Source organism: Idiomarina tyrosinivorans (assembly GCF_003987475.1).
GTDB classification, from domain to species: domain Bacteria; phylum Pseudomonadota; class Gammaproteobacteria; order Enterobacterales; family Alteromonadaceae; genus Idiomarina; species Idiomarina tyrosinivorans.
Genome location: NZ_PIQH01000007.1, coordinates 121,847 through 144,543 on the forward strand (window position 1 = coordinate 121,847; position 22,697 = coordinate 144,543).

The following is a 22,697-nucleotide window of genomic DNA, read 5'->3' on the forward strand; positions in this document are numbered from 1 at the left end:
CTGCCGTTTTGGTTACATGGAGATGGTCTCTTCCAGCCATTTTTTGGCGACATCCACACCATCGTTTTTATCTAACGGCACATATACATCTGGAACAACGCCAATGCCATCTACCGGTTGCGCAGGAATGCGTTTAGAGCGTGAGGTGGCATACATCAGTTGGTACTGGCCTGAAGGCAACAAATGTGGGCGCAAGTTGGAATAGTCCAAACTGCCATGGGTGCGTTCCCCCATCAATTTCACATTAAAACTTTGCCGTGCCGCTAAAAGGAATTGCTCGCATGAACTGCCGCAACCGCTGTCGACCAGTATAACCACCCGTTGTGGGCGTTGAATAGGCGCTTTCTCAGGCTCGTTAAAATCCGTTGGTTTGGCGTTTGGATCGTTCGAAACAAAGCTGTTCAGAGGCGCTGCTCGCATGGTTTTAACCACCGGTTCAAGCATTTTCGGGCACGCTTCGTCGTTTGGCATAAACACATCACAAATGCGTTGCTGGGCTTTGATATTTTCTTCTGTTACCCACCATTCCACACCGACACTTTGGTAGGAGTTGACCATAAAGTAGGGCAGTAACACTGCGTAGGTCGAGTCGCTGCCGCCGCCGTTGCCCCGCACGTCGATAATCCAGAACGGGTGGCTTGCTAAGCTTTGTTGCTGTGCTGTAAGCAACGATTTCAAGGCTTCGGTATGGCGCGGGTCAAAGCTTGGTAGGCGCAATTGCAACGTTTGTTCAGACAACACATTAATGCTCGGTTCATCGGCTTTCTTCGCGTCTGGTACAGATACCTCGCCGCGATCTTCTTCGTTGATGTACCAAACGCGCAAATGGCCTTTGCGGTAGGCTTTCAGATATTGGCTGAGCACTGGCTCGCAATCTTTCATCGATTCGACATTGGCCGCTTCCAGTTGTGCTTTGTCGAGTGCCTTATCGAAGTGCTCTTGGCCATAATAGGCAATATGGTCTTTAGCACCGGCATCATTGGCTTTTAAAAAGCTGGGTAATGCGGCCAAATCATTCAAACACTGGTCGGCAGGGTCTTGTGCCGAACTGCAAAAAGGTAATGCGGTGAGCAGTAAAGCAGAGCTCAATAACAAGGGTTTAAACATGATTTAACTCCAACTCACATGAGCGCATTATCATACCTCCGCTCAACTGCAAATGCCGCTTCCTATTTGTAACGGAATTTTAAGCCAGTGCAGCCACGAGGTAATCAATAACCGCTCGTACTTTTGGCGCGAGCTGTTTACGTGAGGGGAATACCGCGTAAATACCCAACTGCAGCGCTTTGTATTGCGGCAGCACTCGCAATAGCTGACCGCTAGCAAGTTCGTTAGCGAGCAAGAAGTCGGGTTGTAGAATCAGTCCTTGGTGAGCTAATGCCATGGCTTTGCAACTCTCGCCGTTATTGCTAACAAACCATGGTTGGATGGCAACAGACTCGGTGCCGTTCGGCCCTTGGAAGCGCCAATGTAATCCGTCCGACCAATAACTGTAGTGAGCAATCGGGTAATCTTTTAAGTCGCTTAACTGTTGTGGCGTACCAAATTGCTGGAGATACTTGGGTGACGCTGCCATAACAATCTCGGTGCTCGCCAGCTTGCGCGTTATCAGTGTCGATTGCGGTAATTGTGAAATCCTGATGGCCAAGTCAAAACCCTCTTCAACAACATCAGTAATGCGGTCCGATAGCGTAACTTCTAACTTTAACTGCGGATATTGACGGTGGAATTCAGGCCACAGGTGCGCCAGATGATTTACTCCATAGGTGATCGGCGCATTAATGCGCAAAGTCCCCTGCACGTGCTCGGTTTTTTCTTGCAACATATCTTCAGCAGCGAATACGCCGTCTACTAATTGCCTTGCTCGTTCATAGAACAAGGTGCCTTCTTCAGTCAGCGTCATGCGTCGGGTCGTGCGCTGCAACAGGCGTACTTGTAAACGTTCTTCTAAACCCTGGAGATAGCGCGAAACTGCTGCTTTGGAAAGGTTTAGGTGCGCTGCTGCAGCAACAAAGCTACCTTTCTCTACAACGGCACAAAAGGTCTGCATTTCAGTAAAGCGATCCATAACGAGTTCTTATAATTGTTTCAATCTATGCAACAGTGATTCTTATTTTAGGTTATTTATCTTATTTTTTATAGCTTCTAAACTGTTCAAGTCGTTTAATCATTACAACTTTGAGGATAAGACAATGATCAACACCATTAAACAATCGATGAAAACCGATGAGAGTTGGGCACCGCTAGTGCTCCGGATTGCAGCGGGTATTATCTTTTTTGCTCATGGTTCACAAAAGTTATTTGGCGCTTTTGGCGGCTATGGCTTGGAAGGTACCGGACAGTGGATGGCTTCTGTAGGCTTAGAACCCGGTTACTTGATGGCGTTACTGGCAGGGCTCGCCGAGTTTTTAGGGGGTATCGCCATTTTCTTTGGTCTTTTAACCCGTCCAGCGGCATTAATGTTAAGCGTTACCATGGTTGTGGCTATTCTATCGGTTCATCTTGGTAATGGCTTATTTATGGCTAACAATGGTTATGAGTTTGGCCTGGCGTTGTTGGTGATTTCGCTATCGTTAGTTATCAGTGGTGGTGGACGCTGGTCGCTCGATCACAAGCTTAGCCAAGGCGTGCGCTAATGGCTCGCTTACCCAGTCTATTTGTTTCTCATGGAGCGCCAACCTTTGCGTTGGCGCCCGGTCGGGCTGGTCAGGCGCTAGCGCAGTTAGGTCAGCAATTAGTTGGGGTCAAAGCCATTGTGGTGGTTTCCGCTCACTGGCAGTCTCAGCAATTAACCATTAATGCTAATCCGCAACCGGTAACGGTGCATGATTTTGGTGGTTTTCCACAGCCGCTGTACGAACTGGAATATCCAGTACAAGGCCATCCTCAGCTCGCGCATGCGGTGAGTGAGTACTTACAAGTTCAGGGCTATCAGCCACGTTTAGATAGCCAACGAGGGCTAGACCACGGTGTTTGGGTACCGTTATTACACTTGCGACCACAAGCCGACTGGCCGGTTGTACAATTGTCGTTGCCCTATCACGCCAGTCCACAATGGCTCTTCGACCTAGGTCAGGCGTTGAACACGTTTGCTGAACAAGGCGTATTAATTATCGGTTCGGGCAGCCTTACTCACAATCTTCAGGATGTGGTGTTTAATGCGCAACAGCCGGTAGCCTATGCTGAGCGATTTCAGCAATGGATTACTGAGCGGTTGCAACAACACGACCGCGCTGCAGTGATTCGGGCATTGAATGATGCGCCCGATGCCGCGCGTGCGCATCCCACCACCGAACACTTTCTACCACTGTTGTTTGCTTTGGGCGCCGCAGCGCCAGATTATCATTTACAAACCATAAAAGGTGGTATCGAGCATCGCGCGCTGGCAATGGACGGTTTTTGCTTTAACCAGTAATATGAGGGCTTTGCTCAGTATTGGGAAAGCAGCATGAGTTACCGATTAGCCCCGGCTACGCTAGATACCTTGCAACAGGCGCTGGAGTGGGCTAAAGACAGCCAGACCTTTAAATTTTGGTTTGGACCCAATATTGCGTTGGGTACTAGTGCCGACGCTATCTGGGAAAAAATTCAGGGCGATGAGCGGCCAAGTTACGCATTCTATGCTGGCGATGAGTTGGTCGGTTTCGGCCAGGCCTATCATAAAGTCGATGACGCCATTCACATTGCTTGCTTGATCGTGAATGCGGAGTTTCGTGGCAAAGGTGTCGGTAAAGCGTTTGTTCAAGCGTTAATGGAGGTCGCCTTTGCCGAGCCGCAAGTGAATACCATTACTCTGAATGTTTACCCAGACAACACGCCGGCGCGAAAACTTTACGAACGTCTAGGTTACCAAGTGGCGGGCGAAGACCGAGGGATGGTGGCAATGCGCTTGCCGCGCCCCGAATAGCGATTATTCTGGCTGGCTTAACACCCACAATTGCGCGGGTTCACCACTCTGCCACGCCACGACTGCGTGTTGTTGGTAGAGTTGTGCGAGTCCTAACAATTCGTCGGCTTTAATATCTAACACAAAAAATCCCTGTTCAGTTGGCCACTGCTGTTGCGGGTCGACTGCTGCCGCAGGCCAACATTGGGCATAGGCGGTTAGGGCTTGCTGCAGTTGCTGTTGGCGGCGTTCATTCTCGTCGTCACTCAGCGCTTGGCTAAGCGGGTTGACCGCCGTTATCACCGCGCCAAAGGCATGCCCAAACAGGCGTTCCAAGTCTGCGCAAGGTTTGCCCACCTGTAATTCAATGGTTTGCCCGGCAATGCTGAGTTGGTAATAGGTTTGGCAATAGGCCTCAAGCAATTGGTCGCTGACTCTAGCCGTGTGCTTATTTAGCCAACGAATGTTAGATGATTGCGTCATAATAGATAGCAATTTCCTTTATTAAAGGGCTCTACCCGTGCCAGTGCTTTTGATACACTATTGTATGTAAAAAGTATTTTTTGTCAGTAAATCGGAGTCCAGTATGCGCTTTTCGTTGCTCGATCTCGCCCCCATCAATCAAGGCAGTGATGCTACGGTTGCCTTGCAGCACGCGGCTGACATTGCTCAGCATGTTGAGCAATTGGGTTATTACCGTTACTGGATGGCAGAACACCATAATATGCCGGGTATTGCCAGTGCCGCAACCGCCGTGGCATTGAGTTACGTGGGTAGCCGTACCAATAAAATCCGCATTGGATCCGGTGGCATCATGTTACCTAACCATGCGCCGCTGGTGGTTGCCGAGCAATTCGGCACGCTGAATGCGCTTTACCCTAACCGCGTCGATCTGGGTTTAGGCCGAGCGCCGGGCACAGACCAACAGACGCTGCGCGCATTACGCCGCAGTGTTGAGGCGGCGGAGCAGTTCCCCAATGATGTTGCTGAACTATTGCATTACCTCGGTGATGCTGAGCCGCAACAAGCGATTGCCGCAACCCCTGGGCAAGGCTCGCATATTCCGGTGTGGTTGTTAGGCTCCAGTTTGTTTGGGGCGCAGTTAGCGGCACATATGGGGTTACCTTATGCTTTCGCGTCGCACTTTGCGCCCGACTATTTAGACATTGCGTTGCAGGCGTATCGCGAGAACTTCCGGCCATCACAGTATTTGTCCGAGCCTTATGCAATGGCGGTGATGAACGTCTTTGCTGCCGACACTGAACAGCAAGCGCGGCAACTGATGAGTTCTATGCAGCAGCAGTTTGTGGCGCTACGGCAGGGCAACCCTGGTAAGCTGCCAAAACCGGTAGACGACATCACCACGTTGTTCGATCCAATGATTCTGGCGGCGGCAAACCATGCGTTAAAATACTCTGCGGTGGGCGATCCACAGCAAGTGAAGCAGCAGTTGCACAACTTCACCGAGCAACACGCCATTGATGAAGTCATGCTTACTTGCCATGCCTACGACCATGAAGCGCGTAAACGCAGCCTCACTATTGCGGCACAAGCGTTGGCCGATTAAACCATCGGCCGAACGCTCTTGTTGTGGTCATGGCTGCGGCGCCAAACACTGGTGATTCGCGCTGAGCGCACGATTAACCAAGTCATGCCAAACAGCGCAAGCCCTAATACTGCTGCTAACCAACGGCGGTAACTACTGGCAGAGTAGATGCCGCCATTACCCACTGCTACTGGCTCTGCTGGCGCAATAGGCAAGCCGTATTCGTCGGCAAGGTTTTTGATATTAATAAAATGGATGCCGGGAATCCCTTCTTGCAGGAAGTAACCCATTACCGTGTCTACCGCAAAGGCGCGTGACGAGGCATCGTAAATCAAACCATTGTGAAATTGATCATCGATTCCTGGCGGTCCAACGATGGTGGCGCCACCGCCGACATTAATGAACGCTTTGTATTTTTCGCCTTCGGCCGCTTCGCGGAAAATCGCAATGCGTTTTGCCACCGCTTCTTGGTAGTTGCGTGGATACAGAAATTCCGTGCCGACGCGGTTAATGCTGCGTTTAACCGATTCGATACCTTGGTCATCAATGCCTACCCCTCGGTCTTCAATAGCGCCCAATGACACGGCGGTTTCTTTGTGGTGCAAAATGCCCTTCTCGCGCAGTTTGCGCGACATATCTATCCACAATAACCCGGGCACGTTAGCTCCCCACTGCGATGAGGTTGCTGAGGCAATGATCACCGGTTTCGCACCGATGGCTTCAATGGCTGAATAGACCGCCAAATTAATCGCTGGGAATGAACCAGATACCGTAACCGCCACGCGGTCACCTTTCTGCACGCCAGCTTCTGCCATCAGTTTCACTGCGACGGCGGCCCAGTTTGGGTTCACTGTTGTCTGCTTAGAGGTTTTGCCGCCGTGATTACTGGTCACAATACTGTTCGAAATACCGACCAAGCCAGAACGTTGTGGATCGGTCACTGGGTTAATCGGTTCCATGCCTGCACGGATAGGCTTAATCACGTCCATGGCTTGGCGCATGGTGGTCGCTGCGGTGATCATGGTGGAGTAATTTTGCTCCACTATGGGGTTACGCTTTTGTAATTTCTCCGCCGCCAGTAAAGCTGCAATTGCAATAATAATAAGAAAAATTAGGCCCCACGCCGGTACCCCGGTTGAACGCCAATAAACTTTGGTAAAACTGCTCATAATACTCTCCTTACCAACCTGGCATGTGGAAGGCTTTTGATGCCTCGTAAGCACCCAGTGCTTCAGGCATAAGCACGATCAGTGCTAAACGCACCAATACAGCGGTTACTGCTAAACCACAGAGCGTTTGTAACACCCCTTGGCGATCAAACCAGATGGCGATCAAGCCAGGAATGATGTAACCGATAATACTGGTTTCCATAATGGTCATTAGCGTAGTTGATTCCAGCATTGCGACTTGTGCTTCGGCGTCGCCCGCGGTGGCGCCGACCATTTCTAAGTCTACCCACGTCACCAAACTACCGAGGAAAAGATCAATCAGGCCAGCAATCAGGTAACCGGTTAAGATCATGATGATGGTTTGGCGGCGGCCATAAATCACCACGTAGCTAGCGATCATGCGCACAATCAAAAACGTTACGAAGGCTGCGAAAAGGGTAATGACTACGCTTAATGGGTCGGTAAGCTGCAGTGCAACGTAACCGGGAACGACCAATCCCCCTGCCGCCAACCCTAAGGCTTGGCTGATCAACAAGGTGAAGAAAAGCCCGACGCCGATGGCGACGGCCAGAATATTCAGAGCAATCATAGCTCCTCCTCTTTCAGCGCACGGTTTTGGAAAAAGCGTGCGACTTCTTCGCCGCCGCCATGGATATTACAAACGCCAACAACCAGTGCGCGTTTGCCACTTTCTTCCAGGATCATTTCGGTGATATCGGTGGTTTCTGCGCCTTCCATGACCAGAATACGGTTAGGATCTAAGCCTTTTTTAATGGCTTCCCGAACAAATAGCAGGGTACCTGAGCCCATCAAAATATAGCGGTCAGCCAGCGGCCACTCGACCGCCGCTTGCGCCATTTGCTGGGAACGGTTGGGACGATCAACACGACAATTAATCAGCACCACTTTTTTGCGGTTTTCACCATACTTTTCCACCATTTGGGTCCAAATACGCCCAGTAGATTCAGGATCGTTGGCGGCAAACGCATTCGCAAAAACAATGTCGCGCTGAAAATAATTGATATGCAGAATCTGCATCGCGCCAGCTTCTGGTTCGAGTTGGGTCATGCCCTGCAGCGCAGCTTCTCTGTCCACCCCTAGGTGTTCGCATACCTTCAGTGCCAACGCCACGTTTTCGGCGTGTTCTGAATAGGTAAAGCGTTTCAGCATGTCTTCGCTGATGGCATCGACCTCATTCAGTTCTACCGCGTGCAGTTGCGAGCGGCGGTTTTTACTGGAGTGCTCGAATATATTCAGCAAGTCACGTTCAGCGGTAAATAAATGGCCTTTCACTGGGGTACTTCCAGCGAGCGCTAAGGCAACATCCTCTTCGCCTGGCCCCATCACGTCCAAGTGGTCAGCTCGCGCATTAGTGATCACACCAACGGTTGAACGCACCATCTTTAATTCGCTCAACGATTGGTACTGCGGTTGCAGTGCCATGCATTCAATCACTACGGCATCGGGCTTGAGGCTGGCGATACGCTTAAGGGAACGCATTTGCTCAATAATATTTGCGCCACTAATACGAAAAATGGGGAACTCTCGCCCTTGCGGGTCGGTCAACGCTGCAGCGGACCCCGTGGTTTTTGCGCACACTTTCATGCCCCCAGCACGCAAGCCTGCCGCAATCAGCCGGGTAACACTGGTTTTGCCACGGGTGCCGTTCACGTGCACACGAATTGGAATTTTCTGTAAGATAAGCCGGTGGCGCCAAGCTTCCCCTAAGCCTAAAACGATTAGCACTAGCCAAACGCCGATCACTACCGCTAGGGTGGGAGGGATGCCCGGGAACACCAATAAGTCTGAAATAGACAAATGACCCCCTTGATTAAATTTTCATCGAAAGAGCTTTAAATAAACACCTAAAACCGAAAAATTGCCAATAAAAAGAGGGACTTTTACATTCAATTTACCTGTTTTGCGCAATAATTAACGGAATGTTCGAAACCATCGAAAGGAGTGAGCCAGTGGCGGCCAAATTATTCATGGTCTATTTGGGTGGCACAGCCCAAGGAGCCAACATAGAACTACATGATGTCCGGCTGGTGGTTGGCGAAACCATCGAAGACACCATCCCACAGCTTAAGCAGCAATGGTTTGGGCTGCAGAAAAACCTGCATATCGATAGCTATGTGGAGGTGCATCACGTTGACGGCTATCGCATTGTGCTAAGTGAACAACCGCGCCAGAGCCAGCAGCATCTGTATTTTGTGAATTTGGGTGGTTACCAGCCGCAGTTGATGGCAGAACAGCACGCTTTTACCTTGGTAGTGGCTGAATCTACCGAACAGGCCAAGCAGAAAGCTAAACAAAAGCTGCTACCAGCGCAAGCGTTTGAACAACCGCACAAAGACAACTTACACGCTGTTGATGACTGCTTAGCGGTGGATCTGCTTGAGTCTTATGCAGTTGAATTGCATCATGACGGTATTGAGCAAGCATTAGTGCCTGACTGGTTCGGTTATCGGGTTATTGCAGGGCGTTAATACAAAAATGGGACAGAATACGGTGAAAACGGATAAATGTTGGATGGTGCTGTGGGCCATGTTAGCCGGATTGGCGCTGGCGGGATGTCAGCCGGCTGCGGAACACACTGAGCCAAGCGCGAGCAGAAAGGTTGAATTCTATTGTGCCAACGACACCGTGACAGTGAGCTTTCCTAATGATGAACAACTGCTGTTAAGCCATCACGGTCAGCAATATCAACTCGCGCGTCAGGTTTCCGCTTCTGGGGCGCACTATAAAACCGAGGACCAAACAAAGCCACTCACGGAATTCTGGAATAAAGGCCATGAGGCTTTAGTGCTGATTGAAGGCGAGCGGTTACCAACCTGTGTGGAGAAAAACTTTTTACCGAATGCGTTGGTAGCCCGTGGGCAAGAACCGTTTTGGCGAGTGGATAAGTCACTGGTTGAGCTGCATTGGCAAACGCCCGACGATAGCCGGCGTTTCCCGCTTATCGACTCGCAACGGCGCAGCATTGAGCCCTTGCGTTGGACTTATGCGGCTGGCAATGACCAGCGCGCGGGTAACGAACGTATCGAACTAGAAATTACCCAACAACTTTGCCAAGACACGATGAGCGGGCAATGGTTTCCGTACCGCGCGCAATTTAATTACCAACAGCAGCAATACCAAGGCTGTGCGGGGGAGACGGACGAGTTGCTACTCGGCACACATTGGATACCGGAAGCGACGGCTGACGATTCTAATAGCGAAGCTTGGTTGCAGTTTACCCTAGATGGCCGTGTGACCGGCAATGCTGGCTGTAATGCATTCCGCGGACGTTACAAAGTTCAGGGGCAAACGCTCAGCATAGGACCATTGATCGCGACGCGGAAAGATTGTCCCGAAGCCGTAATGACCGCCGAACAAGGGTTTTTAAAGCGCTTGGAATCCACCCAAAAGATGAATTTTAGCGATTACGGTAAGCTGGTGTTGAGTGACGGTCGCGGGCACCAGTTACGTCTGGTCAGCGAGGCCGCGGAATGATCGAGATTTCACAACGCGTACAGATACCCGACAGTGAAATCGATTGGCAATTCATCCGTGCTAGTGGTGCGGGTGGGCAGCATGTGAATAAGGTTGCTAGTGCGGCACAGTTAATATTCGATATTCGCCAATCGTCGCTGCCAGAGTTTTACCAACAACGGTTACTGAATAAGGTCGACCATCGCATCACTGCTGCCGGTAAAATTATCATCAAGTGCCAAGAAACACGTAGCCAGCACGATAACAAAGCACGGGCGTTAGAACAGTTTGTCGAGCTAGTCCGGTCGGTTACGGTACAACGTAAAACGCGCATAGCGACCAAACCCACTAAGGCCAGCCAACGTCGTCGAGTGGAAAGTAAAAAGCAACGGGGCGAAAAGAAGGCACTGCGGAAAAAGCCGCTTTAGCCCCGTTACCGCGTGCTCTTGCGCGGTGTTGAGTGCAGCCTCAGCCGATATGTTGGTACAACACGCTGGCGCCGATAACGATCAGCACCAAACCGCCGACCAGCTCCGCCCGTTTGCCAACCCAGCCGCCGATATAGCGTCCGAGCATGATGCCAATGGTGACCATAATGAACGTCGCGCAACCAATCAGTAGCGCCGCCAATGCAATGTTTACATCAACAAAGGCAAGACCAATACCCACCGCGAGGGCATCAATGCTGGTGGCAACCGCGGTTAGCAGTAAAATAGGCAGGCTGGCGTGGGCAGCTCGAGGTTTATCGTCTTCGTCGTCGTCTTCGCTAAAGCTCTCTTTGATCATACGCAGGCCCAAGCCTACCAATAGTGCAAAGGCTATCCAGTGATCCCACTCGCTGACCCAGTGCGACGCCCCACGGCCGAGTAGCCAGCCAATCACTGGCGTTGAGCCCTCTACTACACCGAATAGCAGCCCAGTACGAAGTGCCAAACTAAGCCGCGGTGTTTTCAGGGCTGCACCCTTACCGACCGCAACAGCAAAGGCGTCGGTCGACATCGCTAGGGCGATAAATAACAACGAAACAATGTGCATAAATGACCTTAAAACGTGCTGCAGAAAAAAAGGCTAAGGGCGAAAGCGCGAAAAATTACCACCGCCAGAAGCGAACTGCAAGCAAACACTATCGCCAGCCTGAAACTGTCATGCTATGATTTGTTGCCATTAACTCAAGGAATTAACCAACGAGTATGGCAACCAAAACCGTCGCTCCAGGTAATTTATTTATTGTCGCCGCACCAAGCGGTGCAGGAAAATCCAGCCTTATCCGTGCCCTTTTGGCGCGCCACAACGATGGCTCGATGCAGGTATCAGTGTCTTCGACCACCCGCGCGCCACGCCCTGGTGAGCAAGACGGCGTGCATTATCATTTCCTTAGCGTAGACGCCTTTCAAAAACGTATTGCCGAAGGCGAATTCTACGAATGGGCGAAGGTGTTTGATAACTACTACGGCACTTCTCGTAGCGTGATTGAAGATACCCTACAGCGCGGTATTGATGTGTTCTTGGACATCGACTGGCAAGGCGCTCAGCAAGTGCGCGAAGCCTACCCAGAAGTGCGCTCAATTTTCATTGTGCCGCCGAGTTTAACGGCTCTGGAGCAGCGCCTGCGCTCGCGTGGGCAGGACAGTGACGAGGTTATTGCCAAACGTATGGCGAAAGCACAGTCAGAAATGTCGCACTATCACGAATTCGATTATCTCCTGGTGAACGGCGATTTTGACCAAACTCTGCATGAATTTGAACATATCGTGATGGCTCACCGGCACCGTATGCCATTGCAACAGGTTCGTTACGCCGATACCTTAAAAGATCTGCTTGGATCAAGCGCTGCTTTTCCGTATAATTCTTGACCCTTAATTATTTATTGTAAACGCTGGATTGGGAGTAATTCATGGCTCGCGTCACTGTAGAAGATGCGGTTGATCGCATTGGTAACCGTTTTGACCTGATTTTGGTCGCCGCCCGTCGAGCGCGTCAATTGGCTGTCCAAGGCAAAGAGCCTTTGGTCGAAACCAAGAACGAAAAGCCAACAGTTATCGCCTTGCGTGAAATTGAAAATGGCAAAATAGACGCTGCACGCTTGGACGAAGAAGACCGTTTAGCTCAACAGCAACAAGAAGCAGAAGAGCTTCGTGCTGTCGATACCTTGCGTGGTATCGAATAAGGCCTTGCATACCCCTTGTGTTGCCAACGGTTGTCCTGACCGTTGGCAAATGCAAGTAATCACCGTATTCTGTGACATAGACCCCCTAACTATTTAACCGAGCCTAGGTGGCTGGAGTCTATTGGTGTATTTATTCGAAGGTTTACGTCAACAAATTAGCGAGTATTTGCCGCAAGAGCAGGTGGAACGTGTCTACCAAGCTTTCTTATTGGCGAATGACGCGCACATTGAGCAAAAGCGCAGCAGCGGTGAACCTTATATCACTCACCCGGTTGCTGTTGCCGGTTTGTTGGCAGAAATGCGCCTCGACCATGAAACGCTGATGGCCGCCATACTACATGACGTGATTGAAGACACCGAGGTCACCAAAGAAGACCTAGCCGAAGAGTTTGGCCATACCATTGCCGAGCTGGTTGAAGGGGTCTCTAAGCTCGATAAACTGCAGTTCAATTCAAAAGAAGAAGCACAAACAGAAAACTATCGCAAAATGATCATGGCGATGGTGCAAGACATTCGTGTGATTCTTATTAAGCTGGCTGACCGCACTCACAATATGCGAACCATTCAGCACCTGCGCCCCGATAAGCGCCGCCGCATTGCCCGCGAAACCCTAGAGATTTATGCACCATTAGCACATCGCTTGGGTATCCATGACATAAAAAATGAGCTCGAGCATCTGGGCTTTTGGGCGTTATACCCATGGCGCGCACGGTTACTCGAGTCTGAGGTGAAAAAAGCCCGGGGCAACCGCCGTGAATTGGTAGAGCGGGTGAAAGGCGAAATCACGGCGCGTTTAGACGGCAATAAAATTGAAGCACGCGTGCTGGGTCGAGAAAAGCATTTACACAGTATCTACCGCAAGATGCTGAATAAAGAACTGCGCTTTGAACAAGTGATGGACATCTACGCCTTTCGTGTGATCGTTGCCGACGTTGATACCTGTTATCGGGTGTTGGGTGCATTGCATAACCTTTATAAACCCATCGAAACACGCTTCAAGGACTACATTGCTATTCCAAAGTCGAATGGCTACCAATCATTGCATACCTCGCTAAAAGGTCCGCACGGGATCCCGGTAGAAGTGCAAATTCGTACCGAAGAAATGAACCTGATGGCGGACCGAGGGGTTGCTGCCCATTGGTTGTATAAAAATACCGAGGACAGCGGCACTACGGCGCAAGTGCGGGCACGGAAGTGGATGCAATCGCTACTGGAATTACAACAAAGCGCGGGCAGTTCGTTCGAATTCATTGAGAACGTTAAATCGGAGCTGTTTCCGGAAGAGATTTACGTATTCAGTCCCGATGGGCGCATCACCGAATTGCCACAGGGCGCAACCGCTGTCGATTTTGCCTATGCGGTGCATACCGATGTCGGTAACACCTGCATTGGAGCACGGGTTAATCACCGTACCTACTCATTGAGTAAACCGCTAGAAACCGGGCAGACGGTAGAAATTAAAACGGCGCCAGGGTCGCGCCCCAACATCGCTTGGCTAAATTTTGTGGTCACCGGAAAAGCGCGCGCCAAGATTCGCCAATACTTGAAAGGCCAAGAAGCCCAAGAAGCCCAGCAATTGGGCGAACGTCTGCTGCGTTCGGCACTCGGCCCAGTCAGTTATGACAATATCCCGCAGAGCGAAATCGGGCGGGTATTAAAAGAAACCAAGATGGACTCGTTAGATCAATTGCTGCGCGAAATTGGGCTGGGCAATATGATGTCGGTGGCGATAGCAAAACGCTTGCTGGGCGAACTCTCGACCCTGAAAGACGATGAGCCTTCGAGAAAGAGCTTAGCCATTAAAGGCGCTGAAGGCTTGTTGGTGACTTTTGCTAAGTGCTGTCGACCGATTCCGGGCGACGATATTATTGCTCACGTTAGCCCAGGTAAGGGTCTAGTCATTCACCGTCGCGAGTGTAAGAACGTGCGCGGTTTTGAAGAAGAGCCGGGGCGTTATTTCCCTGTAGAGTGGGATAACAAACCCGAAGCAGAATTTATTTCAGAAGTGCGGATTGAGATTATTAATCACCAAGGCGCACTGGCTAAACTGACGTCCTCCATTGCGGCGACTGGCTGTAATATCGACAGCCTAAAAACGGAAGAAATCGATTCGAATATTTATTTTATTGATGTGGCGTTAACCATTAGAAACCGCAAGCACCTTGCTGATGTGATCCGTCATATTCGCAAGATGCCAGATGTACAGCGCGTTACGCGTTTAAGGAAATAAGATGTCTAAAGTAATTATTGCAACCGATAAAGCCCCAGCGGCGATTGGCACCTACTCTCAAGCTGTCAAAATTGGCACTACGGTGTATTTATCGGGACAAATTCCGCTCATTCCAGAAACCATGGAGATGGTCAGTAACGATTTTCGTGCGCAAGCTGAGCAAGTGTTTAAAAACCTAACGGCAGTGTGCCAAGCCGCAGGTGGTGAGTTGCAGGATATGGTGAAACTGAACATTTACCTGACTGACCTGAACGAATTTGCGGTGGTCAATGAAGTGATGGCGAGCTTCTTCAAAACGCCATACCCTGCGCGCGCGGCTATTGGGGTAAGCCAATTGCCAAAAGGCGCGCAGATTGAAATTGACGGCGTGCTTGAGTTACCTAGCACTAACTAAGCACTCGGTTCAGCAGCCGCTGGGGCCTCACGGTCTTCCAGCGGTTTGCGCCAGATAATCAACGCTACGGCAACCCCCGCCAGAATAAAGCTATAGCCGCTGTGTAAGCTTACCGACAGTGGTGAAATACCAAAACTCGCACCCATCAGCAGCGCTTGTGCACCATACGGCAAAGCGCCCTGAACCACACAAGCGAAAACGTCTAATAGGCTGGCGCTCTGGCGTGCTGCAAGGTTGCCTTTCGCGGCTAATTTTTTACTCACCTCTCCGGCCAGCAATATACTGACGGTATTATTTGCTACGCACAGGTTGGTGAGTGCGGTTAACCCAGCGACACCCAGTGCTGCAGCACGTTGCTTGTGTTTACTCAAGCGCTGAGTTACCGCTTCCACTGCTTTAGCGAGAAATGCCAATCCGCCTTGTTGGCGAATTAACGCAGAAAGCCCGCCGATAAGTAGTGACAGGTAGAAAATCTCCTGCATGCTGGTAAAGCCTGAATAAATATCTTGGCTAAACTTCACCCACTGATAATCCATCGACACCATTCCGAACGCTGCGGCCATCACAATACCCAGTCCAAGCACCGCGAACACATTTAGCCCTAAAACCGCCAATACGATAATGGCAAAGTAAGGGATACACAGCCATAGGTTGGCTTCTGGAATCGCTAATGGCGTGCTACCGGTATCGTAAGACAATAACCAGCCCACGGTGATAATGGCAGCCGGAATGGACATTTTTAAGTTGGCGCGGAATTTATCACGCATGCTACAGCCCTGTGTACGGGTCGCGGCGATGGTGGTGTCAGATATAATCGACAAGTTGTCCCCGAACATGGCGCCACTGACTAATACACCGGCCAGCAGTGGTAGCGAAATATCTGCGGCGTTACCTAAGCCCAATGCCACCGGCGCTAATGCGGCTAGAGTTCCCATTGAGGTGCCCATCGCGGTCGAAACCACGGCAGCAATAATAAATAGCCCAGGCAACAAAAATGATGCGGGAATAATGGTTAACCCCAATGCCACCATGGCGTCGACGCCGCCGGTTGCCTCTGCAACTGTTGAGAAGGCTCCGGCGAGCAAGTAAATCAAGCACATGGTGACGATATTGCTCTCGCCCACACCGGAGACAAAGGTGGCAATGCGTTGGTCGAATGCTTGGCGGCTGAGCAAAATACCCAAGACGATGGCGGGTAAAATGGCAACGGGGCTCGGTAATTGGTAGAAGGCGTAATCTACCCCTTCACTTTGAAAGTATAACCCTGTACCAAGGAATAAAATCAGAAATACCGCAAGGGGTAGCAGCGCACGCGCACTCGCAGCTTCTTGCGCAGGGCGCGGCGGAACAGCATTCGACATAACGACTCCAAATTCATTTAGACGTCCAGAAGTGTATACAGCCCAAAATGGCGTTGCAACAGTTAATCGTATTTCGTGTAAAATATCATCATAAACTCTCGGCAGGGAAAAACTATGAGCCCCGATGAACTTCATTTGCAGTTGCGCAATTTGCGCTTGGAAGATTACCCACAGCTAAAGACCTTAATGGACGCGGTGTATACCGACATCGGCGGGGCTTGGAGCAAATTCACCATTGAGAAATTGATCAAGGATTTCTCTGAGGGACAATTTTGCTTGGAAGATAACGGCCAAATCGTCGGTGTTGCGCTGACCGTGAAAGTGGCTTACGCGCAGTTCAGTAACCCGCATACCTACGAAGACCTTATTGGCCACCGTGAAGCCATTTTGAACAACAAAAATGGTGACGCGTTGTATGGCTTGGATGTACTGATTCATCCAGACTACCGCGGCTACCGGCTGGGTCGCCGCTTGTACGATGCCCGCAAAGAATTGTGCTTACAGTCGAATTTGCGCGCAATTTTGGCAGGCGGACGGATTGTTAATTATCACAAGTATGCCGACAAGCTCAGCGCCAGCCAGTATTTGGATAAGGTCCAGCGGCGCGAGATTTATGATCCCATCCTGACCTTTCAACTGGCCAATGATTTCAGTGTGAAGCGCTTGCTGGGGCAATACCTACCCGAAGATAAGCGTTCGCAAGGGTTCGCAACCTTGTTGGAATGGAATAACTTTTTATACGAGCCATCGAATAGCATCTTAACCTCGCGCACGCGTAACGTGCGTGTGGGAGCTGTGCAGTGGCAAATGCGTCAAGTCAGTTCCGCCGATGAATTGCTGCAACAAGTCGAGTACTTTGTTGATGCGTTGTCGAGCTATCAAAGTGATTTTGCGGTATTCCCCGAATTTTTTAATGCTCCACTAATGGGCTTGACCGATCAAAGCCAGCAAATGAATGCTATTCGCTTTTTGGCAGACTTTACCGAGCGCTTTATTAAAGAGATGTCGCAGATGGCGGTGAGCTACAATATCAACATCATCACAGGCTCGATGCCGCTGCAAGAAGGCGATGCGCTCTATAACGTTTCCTATTTGTGTCGCCGCGATGGTTCGGTTGAGGAACAGCGCAAACTGCATATTACGCCGCATGAAAAACGCGATTGGGTGATTGAAGGCGGCCACGATGTGCAGGTGTTTGATACCGATGCCGGCAAGGTCGGTATTTTGATCTGCTACGACGTCGAATTCCCTGAACTTGGGCGCATTATGGCGGAAGAGGGTCTGGAAATTCTATTCGTGCCGTTCTGGACCGATACGCGAAATGCTTATCTGCGGGTACGCCACTGTGCACAAGCGCGGGCGGTGGAAAACGAGTGTTATGTGGTGATTTGTGGCAGCGTCGGCAACTTACCGCAAGTAGAAAGCCTAGATGTGCAGTATGCACAATCTGCGGTATTTTCACCGTCGGACTTCGCCTTCCCGCACGATGCGGTGATGTCAGAGACGACGCCGAATACTGAAATGTTGATGTTCTCGGATCTTAATTTGGATGAGTTGCGTTACTTGCACCACGAGGGCTCAGTGACCAATAAGCGTGACCGTAGAACCGACATTTATGAAGTGTCACGCAAAATGCGGATGTCGCGTTAAACCAGCATCAACCGACACCATTGGCTGGCATCAATAAAATGCTGGCCAATGTCGGTCTTGCTTAGGCGCGATTGCAGCGGGTGTTTTTCCAATGCGTGCCATTTGCCGCGTTCATAAAGTTCGCACAAATGCAGCAGGTGTCCCCATACCCCCTTGCGAGATGTTAGTGCATCGACCACGTCTTGCGACAGCGGTAAGCGTTCGGTCAGCACTTCCATCGGTTGCCCTAAAATGGCATCTAACAGCGATAACATACCCACCATGAATGCGGTGTCGGCATGTTGCTGGTTGAGCATTTCACGGGTCAGCAGTTCCATAAAGCGTGCTCGGGTAACTGACTTGATTGTCAGTTCCTCAGGCTTGTCGGAGGTCACGTTGGCTAACAGAACTAAGGTTAAAAAGCGCTTCAGTTCTCGCTCACCCAAGTAGGCCAAAGCTTGCCGAATGTCTTTGATTTTTACCCGTGCTCCCAATGCTGGACTGTTGACCAGTTTAAGCAGGCTGTAGGTAAGTGATAAGTCCTGCTGAATAATCTCACCCAGGCGTTTAAAGTCGAGCTTGTTTTTAAACACTTCACTGAGCAAGTTCAGCATACTGATGCGTTGTGGGGTCAGTGAGTGCTGACGAACGATCTCAGGCTGCTCGAAGAAAAAGCCTTGGAAAAAGTCGAAGCCAAGCTCTAGGCAGGTATTGAATTGTTCTTTGGTTTCTACGCGTTCGGCTAACAACGGCACGCCGTGTTGCTTAAAGCGCGTTAGACGATCAGCAATATCTAATCCTTGTTCCTGAATATCCACTTTTACCAAATGCACATGTGGCATCAAGATATCCCAGCGTTCAGTAAAATCGTGGTCATCGAGAGCAATACGATAACCTTTGCCGGAGGCAATTTCGCAGGCTTTGATCAGGTCGGGATTTAAATCTACGGTCTCTAACACTTCAATCCAAATATTGTCGTTATTCAAAAACGACGGAAAGTGGTGGATGAGGGTGTTGGTATGAAAGTTAATAAACGCTTGTCGACCCATGCACAAGGTTTCTATGTCGCCTAACAGATGCTGTTGCAACAGAACTTTTGAGGTCGCCTCATCGGGATGAATATCCGGGAAGCGATTATCGTTGCTATCGCGAAATAGCAGCTCGTAGCCGTAGACGCGTTGTTGGCGGTCTAATATGGCTTGTCGGGCGATATAGGAATATGGCATCGACTGATTAAAAAATTGTCACAATATCAAGAGTATGTCAGCGATCTGCCAAGCGCGCAACTGTTCGCGGCCAGGCCAATTGTGATGGGGCCTGCGGAATGATTCCCGGGTCTTTGATGTGTGCCAACATGGCATTTGGTATTGGTGCGATGGCAGTTAACGGCCATTGCGGATGTTGCCAACTGAGTTGCCAGGCATGCAACATCAGCCTTGCTGCAGCAACGCCGCCGTAGCGTTGGTCACCGTCTATGGCGACCCCCAACGACTTCAATGCCACGCGCAGTTGATGGGTTTTGCCGGTTAGTGGGCGCAGCAGGTACAAGCGCTTACCGTTGCCCAGTCCGTAACTAAAAAACTGGGTCAGCGCTGGCTTGTTGTGGCTTTTTTGTAAGCGCCAACTGCCATTTCGCGCTTTCACCATGTCGCCGCTAATCGTGCCCTGCTTTTTCTTGGGCTTGCCGCTGGCGATTGCCAGATAAAACTTACTGACCTCGCGACTGGCAAATGCCTCGCTACAACGGCGGACGAACGCATCTGTTCGGCCCAGTATCAACACGCCAGAAGTGCCGGTATCGAGTCGGTGGCAAGGGCGCAACTGGTTATCGACAGCCTGTTGATAGCGGCTAACAACACTTTCGTCTACGCCATGTTGTTGGTGCATAGAGAGCCCGCTGGGTTTATCAATAACCAGGTAATCGGGGTGCTCAATTAAGATTGCCAGTTCCGCCATAGGACTTCTCTCGGGCTTTCGGTATACTCGCGCTAGAACGAGTAATATGGGATGACAGTATGAGCCCGGAACGATTTCGCCGGATAAACGAAATGCTCGACAAGCGCCAAACTGATCTTACCGTGGCAATGGAAAATGTCCACAAGCATCATAACTTGTCAGCAGTAGTACGCAGCGCTGATGCTGTAGGGGTGCATGAGATGCACGCTTGCTGGATTTCGCAAGACAAGCGTCGAGTCGCGGGCGGTACCGCACTCGGTAGTCAAAACTGGGTAAAGACCCACCATTACAGTGATGTGGAAGCGATGATTCGGCGCTTGCGTGAGCAAAATATGCAAGTGGTTGTGACGCATCTGTCTGACGAATCAGTAGATTTTCGTGAACTTGATTATACCCGTCCGACCGCTATTTTGTTGGGGCAAGAAAAGTACGGGGTCACCGAAAAGGCTCTCGCGATGGCCGACCAGCACGTGAAAATCCCGATGGTGGGGATGGTGCAGTCATTGAATGTTTCGGTTGCCGCGGCTGTCATGTTGTACGAGGCACAACGACAACGCGAGCAAGCGGGACGCTATGATACAGCGCAAATATCGGCGGAAGAACGACATCGCGTGTTATTTGAAGGTGGCCATCCAATTTATGCCAAGGCGTGTCGGCGCAAAGGTGTTGCTTATCCGGCGCTGGATGAGCAGGGCCAGATTGATGCCGATGACCGCTGGTGGCAGACAATGAGGGAAAAATAAATGGCAGCGGATGGACGCGCGTTACAGAAAATCCCCCTTACCAGCTTGAAAGGTGTGGGAGAAAAGGTGGCAGTAAAGCTTGCCAAGCTTGGCCTGGAAACGGTCAATGACGCGATATTTCATCTTCCCATCCGCTATGAAGATCGCACCCGCGTCGCAACCATTGCCGAACTACGACCCGGTGAGTCGGCGAATGTGTTGGTGCAGGTAGAACAAGCAGATATCAAATATGGCCGGCGCCGTATGTTGCTATGCCGAGTCAGCGATGACAGCGGTGCCATGACGTTGCGTTTTTTTCAATTCAGTGCCGCACAGCTAAAGCAACTCAGCCGAGGCACACGGCTACAGATTTTTGGTGAGGTGCGTCCCGGCCCCTCAGGTTGGGAAATGATTCACCCTGAATACAAACACCTCGGCGCCGATGAAGCGCTACAAACCGATGATCGCTTAACGCCGGTGTACCCTTCTACCGACGGTGTCTCGCAAGCCCTGATTCGGAAAGTGGTGGGGCAAGCGCTAACCTATCTATCCGATGAAGCACTGCCAGAACTATTACCCGAAGCGCTCCAGCCGCATCATCTCGGTTTGCTGGAAGCATTACAGATTGTCCACCACCCCGACCGCAACATCAACGTCGCGCAGTTGTTACAGGGTGAACACCCAGCGCAACAACGCCTAGCGATGGAAGAGTTGCTGGCGCATCAGTTGGGTATGTTGCGACTCCGGGAGCAAAAGCAACAGCAACCGGGAGTTGCGATACCGGCTTCTCGGGAGTTAACACAGCAATTTTTACAACAGTTGCCCTTTGCCCCGACCAATGCGCAACAGCGCGTCGTGGCCGAAGTGGCGAAGGATATAGCATTACCACAGCCGATGATGCGTTTGGTCCAAGGCGATGTGGGCTCAGGCAAAACGGTGGTTGCCGCGCTCAGTGCATTGCCAGTTTTGGAAGCTGGTTATCAGGTGGCATTAATGGCGCCAACAGAAATTCTGGCTGAGCAACATGCGCTAACCTTTAGCCAATGGTTAGAACCCTTGGGGATTCGTGTCGGTTGGCTAAGTGGGCGCAACAAAGGCAAGTCGCGTCAGCAGTTACTGGCACAGTTGGCCGTGGGTGACATCCAATTGTTAGTGGGCACTCACGCACTATTCCAGGCGGATGTGCACTACCAGCAATTGGCTTTGGTGATTATTGATGAGCAGCACCGTTTTGGTGTGCACCAACGTCTAGAGTTACGCCAAAAAGCTATTGAGCAAGGCATTCACCCGCACCAGCTGATCATGACAGCAACCCCCATCCCAAGAACGCTGGCAATGACCGCCTATGCCGATTTAGCAACGTCGGTGATTGACGAACTCCCGCCCGGCCGCACGCCGGTTACCACGGTGGCGATTCCAGATGCGCGCCGCGATCAAGTCATTAATCGGGTGCGCGACGTTTGCAGCCAGCAGCGCCGCCAAGCCTATTGGGTTTGTACCTTGATTGAAGAATCTGAAGCGTTGGAATGCCAAGCCGCAGAGGATACTGCTGATGCGTTGCAGGCGAGTTTACCAGAGTTGCGCGTGGGGTTGGTGCATGGCCGTTTAAAAGCCGACCAAAAAGCCGAAATCATGGACCGCTTTAAAGCGGGCGAGTTAGATTTATTGGTCGCGACCACAGTGATTGAGGTGGGTGTAGATGTGCCCAATGCGTCGCTGATGATCATTGAGAATCCGGAGCGGTTAGGTTTAGCGCAACTCCACCAATTGCGCGGTCGGGTGGGTCGTGGAGCGGTCGATAGCCATTGTGTATTGCTTTACCATAGCCCGCTATCGAAAACCGCAACCCAGCGTTTGGGCGTATTAAGGGATAGCAACGATGGCTTTGTGATCGCGCAAAAAGACCTAGAGTTGCGAGGTCCTGGAGAATTGTTGGGGCATAAACAAACCGGAGTGACCGAATTAAAGGTCGCCGATATTGAACGCGATGCGAGCTTGTTGCCTAAGGTGCAAGAGCTTGCGGAAACACTGTACGCGGATTATCCGCAGACAGTGACACTGATGATTGAACGCTGGTTACCACGCCGCGATGTCTACGCACAGGTATAACTCTGTGTTGGGGAATATGCGCGGATGCAGTAAACTACGCGAAACAGTATGAAA

Annotated in this window: 24 protein-coding genes; 14 read left to right on the top strand and 10 right to left on the bottom strand. The window is 50.9% G+C overall.

What is annotated here, in order from left to right; genetic code table 11:
- Positions 1–12 precede the first annotated feature (12 nt).
- The gene (locus CWI84_RS08435; protein WP_126842155.1) at positions 13–1,107 is read right to left on the bottom strand and encodes a S41 family peptidase; all 1,095 of its coding nucleotides are present in this window, start codon (positions 1,105–1,107) and stop codon (positions 13–15) included.
- 79 nt (positions 1,108–1,186) lie between these two features.
- Positions 1,187–2,068, bottom strand: a complete 882-nt coding sequence (locus tag CWI84_RS08440) for a LysR family transcriptional regulator (protein WP_126842156.1) — start codon at positions 2,066–2,068, stop codon at positions 1,187–1,189.
- A 124-nt stretch (positions 2,069–2,192) separates the two neighbouring features.
- Here CWI84_RS08440 and CWI84_RS08445 point away from each other — a divergent pair, with 124 nt between their 5' ends.
- The 3 genes from CWI84_RS08445 to CWI84_RS08455 are packed head-to-tail and all read left to right on the top strand — an operon-like array spanning position 2,193 to position 3,907.
- Positions 2,193–2,636, top strand: coding sequence for a DoxX family protein (locus CWI84_RS08445; RefSeq protein ID WP_126842157.1), 444 nt, complete (start codon positions 2,193–2,195; stop codon positions 2,634–2,636).
- Complete coding sequence (locus tag CWI84_RS08450) at positions 2,636–3,415, top strand: dioxygenase family protein (RefSeq protein WP_126842158.1); 780 nt, start codon at positions 2,636–2,638, stop codon at positions 3,413–3,415. The genes CWI84_RS08445 and CWI84_RS08450 overlap by 1 nt, the downstream gene beginning before the upstream one ends.
- 33 nt (positions 3,416–3,448) lie before the next feature.
- Positions 3,449–3,907, top strand: a complete 459-nt coding sequence (locus CWI84_RS08455) for a GNAT family N-acetyltransferase (protein WP_126842159.1) — start codon at positions 3,449–3,451, stop codon at positions 3,905–3,907.
- Positions 3,908–3,910: 3 nt separating this feature from the next.
- On the opposite strand, the gene CWI84_RS08460 is transcribed toward CWI84_RS08455, so the two are convergent.
- Positions 3,911–4,369: a DUF3293 domain-containing protein gene (locus tag CWI84_RS08460; protein WP_126842160.1), complete on the bottom strand. Its 459-nt coding sequence runs from the start codon at positions 4,367–4,369 to the stop codon at positions 3,911–3,913.
- Positions 4,370–4,472: 103 nt separating this feature from the next.
- Between CWI84_RS08460 and CWI84_RS08465 the strand changes: the two genes are divergently transcribed.
- Positions 4,473–5,453: an LLM class flavin-dependent oxidoreductase gene (locus CWI84_RS08465; protein ID WP_126842161.1), complete on the top strand. Its 981-nt coding sequence runs from the start codon at positions 4,473–4,475 to the stop codon at positions 5,451–5,453.
- On the opposite strand, the gene pgsW is transcribed toward CWI84_RS08465, so the two are convergent.
- The 3 genes from pgsW to pgsB are packed head-to-tail and all read right to left on the bottom strand — an operon-like array spanning position 5,450 to position 8,419.
- Complete coding sequence (gene pgsW / locus CWI84_RS08470; protein WP_126842162.1) at positions 5,450–6,601, bottom strand: poly-gamma-glutamate system protein; 1,152 nt, start codon at positions 6,599–6,601, stop codon at positions 5,450–5,452. The two genes, CWI84_RS08465 and pgsW, sit on opposite strands and share 4 nt — an antisense overlap.
- 10 nt (positions 6,602–6,611) lie before the next feature.
- The gene (gene pgsC / locus CWI84_RS08475) at positions 6,612–7,190 is read right to left on the bottom strand and encodes a poly-gamma-glutamate biosynthesis protein PgsC (RefSeq protein ID WP_126842163.1); all 579 of its coding nucleotides are present in this window, start codon (positions 7,188–7,190) and stop codon (positions 6,612–6,614) included.
- Complete coding sequence (pgsB, locus tag CWI84_RS08480) at positions 7,187–8,419, bottom strand: poly-gamma-glutamate synthase PgsB (protein ID WP_241968761.1); 1,233 nt, start codon at positions 8,417–8,419, stop codon at positions 7,187–7,189. Before pgsB ends, pgsC begins: the two co-directional genes overlap by 4 nt.
- A 170-nt stretch (positions 8,420–8,589) precedes the next feature.
- On the opposite strand from pgsB, the gene CWI84_RS08485 reads away from it, so the two are divergent.
- Genes CWI84_RS08485 through arfB form a run of 3 tightly spaced genes read left to right on the top strand, consistent with a single transcriptional unit; the run spans position 8,590 to position 10,503 of the window.
- Positions 8,590–9,090 (top strand): DUF1543 domain-containing protein, encoded by a 501-nt coding sequence (locus tag CWI84_RS08485; RefSeq protein ID WP_126842214.1) that lies wholly within the window; start codon positions 8,590–8,592, stop codon positions 9,088–9,090.
- A 22-nt stretch (positions 9,091–9,112) separates the two neighbouring features.
- Positions 9,113–10,096, top strand: a complete 984-nt coding sequence (locus CWI84_RS08490) for an META domain-containing protein (protein WP_198674501.1) — start codon at positions 9,113–9,115, stop codon at positions 10,094–10,096.
- Positions 10,093–10,503 carry an alternative ribosome rescue aminoacyl-tRNA hydrolase ArfB gene (gene arfB, locus CWI84_RS08495; protein WP_126842165.1) on the top strand — a complete coding sequence of 137 codons (411 nt, stop codon included), beginning with the start codon at positions 10,093–10,095 and terminating at the stop codon, positions 10,501–10,503. Before CWI84_RS08490 ends, arfB begins: the two co-directional genes overlap by 4 nt.
- A 40-nt stretch (positions 10,504–10,543) precedes the next feature.
- Here arfB and mntP read toward each other — a convergent pair whose 3' ends face one another.
- The gene (mntP, locus tag CWI84_RS08500; protein ID WP_126842166.1) at positions 10,544–11,110 is read right to left on the bottom strand and encodes a manganese efflux pump MntP; all 567 of its coding nucleotides are present in this window, start codon (positions 11,108–11,110) and stop codon (positions 10,544–10,546) included.
- A gap of 155 nt (positions 11,111–11,265) precedes the next feature.
- On the opposite strand from mntP, the gene gmk reads away from it, so the two are divergent.
- The 4 genes from gmk (at position 11,266) to CWI84_RS08520 (ending at position 14,866) form a co-directional block, all read left to right on the top strand.
- The gene (gene gmk / locus CWI84_RS08505; RefSeq protein WP_126842167.1) at positions 11,266–11,928 is read left to right on the top strand and encodes a guanylate kinase; all 663 of its coding nucleotides are present in this window, start codon (positions 11,266–11,268) and stop codon (positions 11,926–11,928) included.
- Positions 11,929–11,969: 41 nt separating this feature from the next.
- Complete coding sequence (rpoZ, locus tag CWI84_RS08510; RefSeq protein ID WP_126842168.1) at positions 11,970–12,242, top strand: DNA-directed RNA polymerase subunit omega; 273 nt, start codon at positions 11,970–11,972, stop codon at positions 12,240–12,242.
- Positions 12,243–12,366: 124 nt separating this feature from the next.
- Complete coding sequence (spoT, locus tag CWI84_RS08515; RefSeq protein WP_126842169.1) at positions 12,367–14,472, top strand: bifunctional GTP diphosphokinase/guanosine-3',5'-bis pyrophosphate 3'-pyrophosphohydrolase; 2,106 nt, start codon at positions 12,367–12,369, stop codon at positions 14,470–14,472.
- A gap of 1 nt (position 14,473) precedes the next feature.
- Positions 14,474–14,866: a RidA family protein gene (locus CWI84_RS08520; RefSeq protein ID WP_126842170.1), complete on the top strand. Its 393-nt coding sequence runs from the start codon at positions 14,474–14,476 to the stop codon at positions 14,864–14,866.
- On the opposite strand, the gene CWI84_RS08525 is transcribed toward CWI84_RS08520, so the two are convergent.
- Positions 14,863–16,227 carry a Na+/H+ antiporter NhaC family protein gene (locus CWI84_RS08525; RefSeq protein WP_126842171.1) on the bottom strand — a complete coding sequence of 455 codons (1,365 nt, stop codon included), beginning with the start codon at positions 16,225–16,227 and terminating at the stop codon, positions 14,863–14,865. The two genes, CWI84_RS08520 and CWI84_RS08525, sit on opposite strands and share 4 nt — an antisense overlap.
- Positions 16,228–16,341: 114 nt before the next feature.
- Between CWI84_RS08525 and CWI84_RS08530 the strand changes: the two genes are divergently transcribed.
- Positions 16,342–17,877 (top strand): carbon-nitrogen hydrolase family protein, encoded by a 1,536-nt coding sequence (locus CWI84_RS08530; protein WP_126842172.1) that lies wholly within the window; start codon positions 16,342–16,344, stop codon positions 17,875–17,877.
- On the opposite strand, the gene CWI84_RS08535 is transcribed toward CWI84_RS08530, so the two are convergent.
- On the bottom strand, positions 17,874–19,082 hold the full coding sequence (locus CWI84_RS08535; protein WP_126842173.1) for an EAL and HDOD domain-containing protein: 1,209 nt from the start codon (positions 19,080–19,082) through the stop codon (positions 17,874–17,876). The genes CWI84_RS08530 and CWI84_RS08535 overlap by 4 nt on opposite strands.
- A gap of 37 nt (positions 19,083–19,119) precedes the next feature.
- A complete protein-coding gene (locus CWI84_RS08540; protein ID WP_126842174.1) occupies positions 19,120–19,812 on the bottom strand; it encodes an RluA family pseudouridine synthase in 693 nt (230 codons plus the stop codon).
- Positions 19,813–19,871: 59 nt separating this feature from the next.
- Between CWI84_RS08540 and trmH the strand changes: the two genes are divergently transcribed.
- Positions 19,872–20,555 carry a tRNA (guanosine(18)-2'-O)-methyltransferase TrmH gene (gene trmH, locus CWI84_RS08545; RefSeq protein ID WP_126842175.1) on the top strand — a complete coding sequence of 228 codons (684 nt, stop codon included), beginning with the start codon at positions 19,872–19,874 and terminating at the stop codon, positions 20,553–20,555.
- Positions 20,556–22,643 (top strand): ATP-dependent DNA helicase RecG, encoded by a 2,088-nt coding sequence (gene recG / locus CWI84_RS08550; protein ID WP_126842176.1) that lies wholly within the window; start codon positions 20,556–20,558, stop codon positions 22,641–22,643. It begins immediately after the preceding gene.
- Positions 22,644–22,697 lie beyond the last annotated feature (54 nt).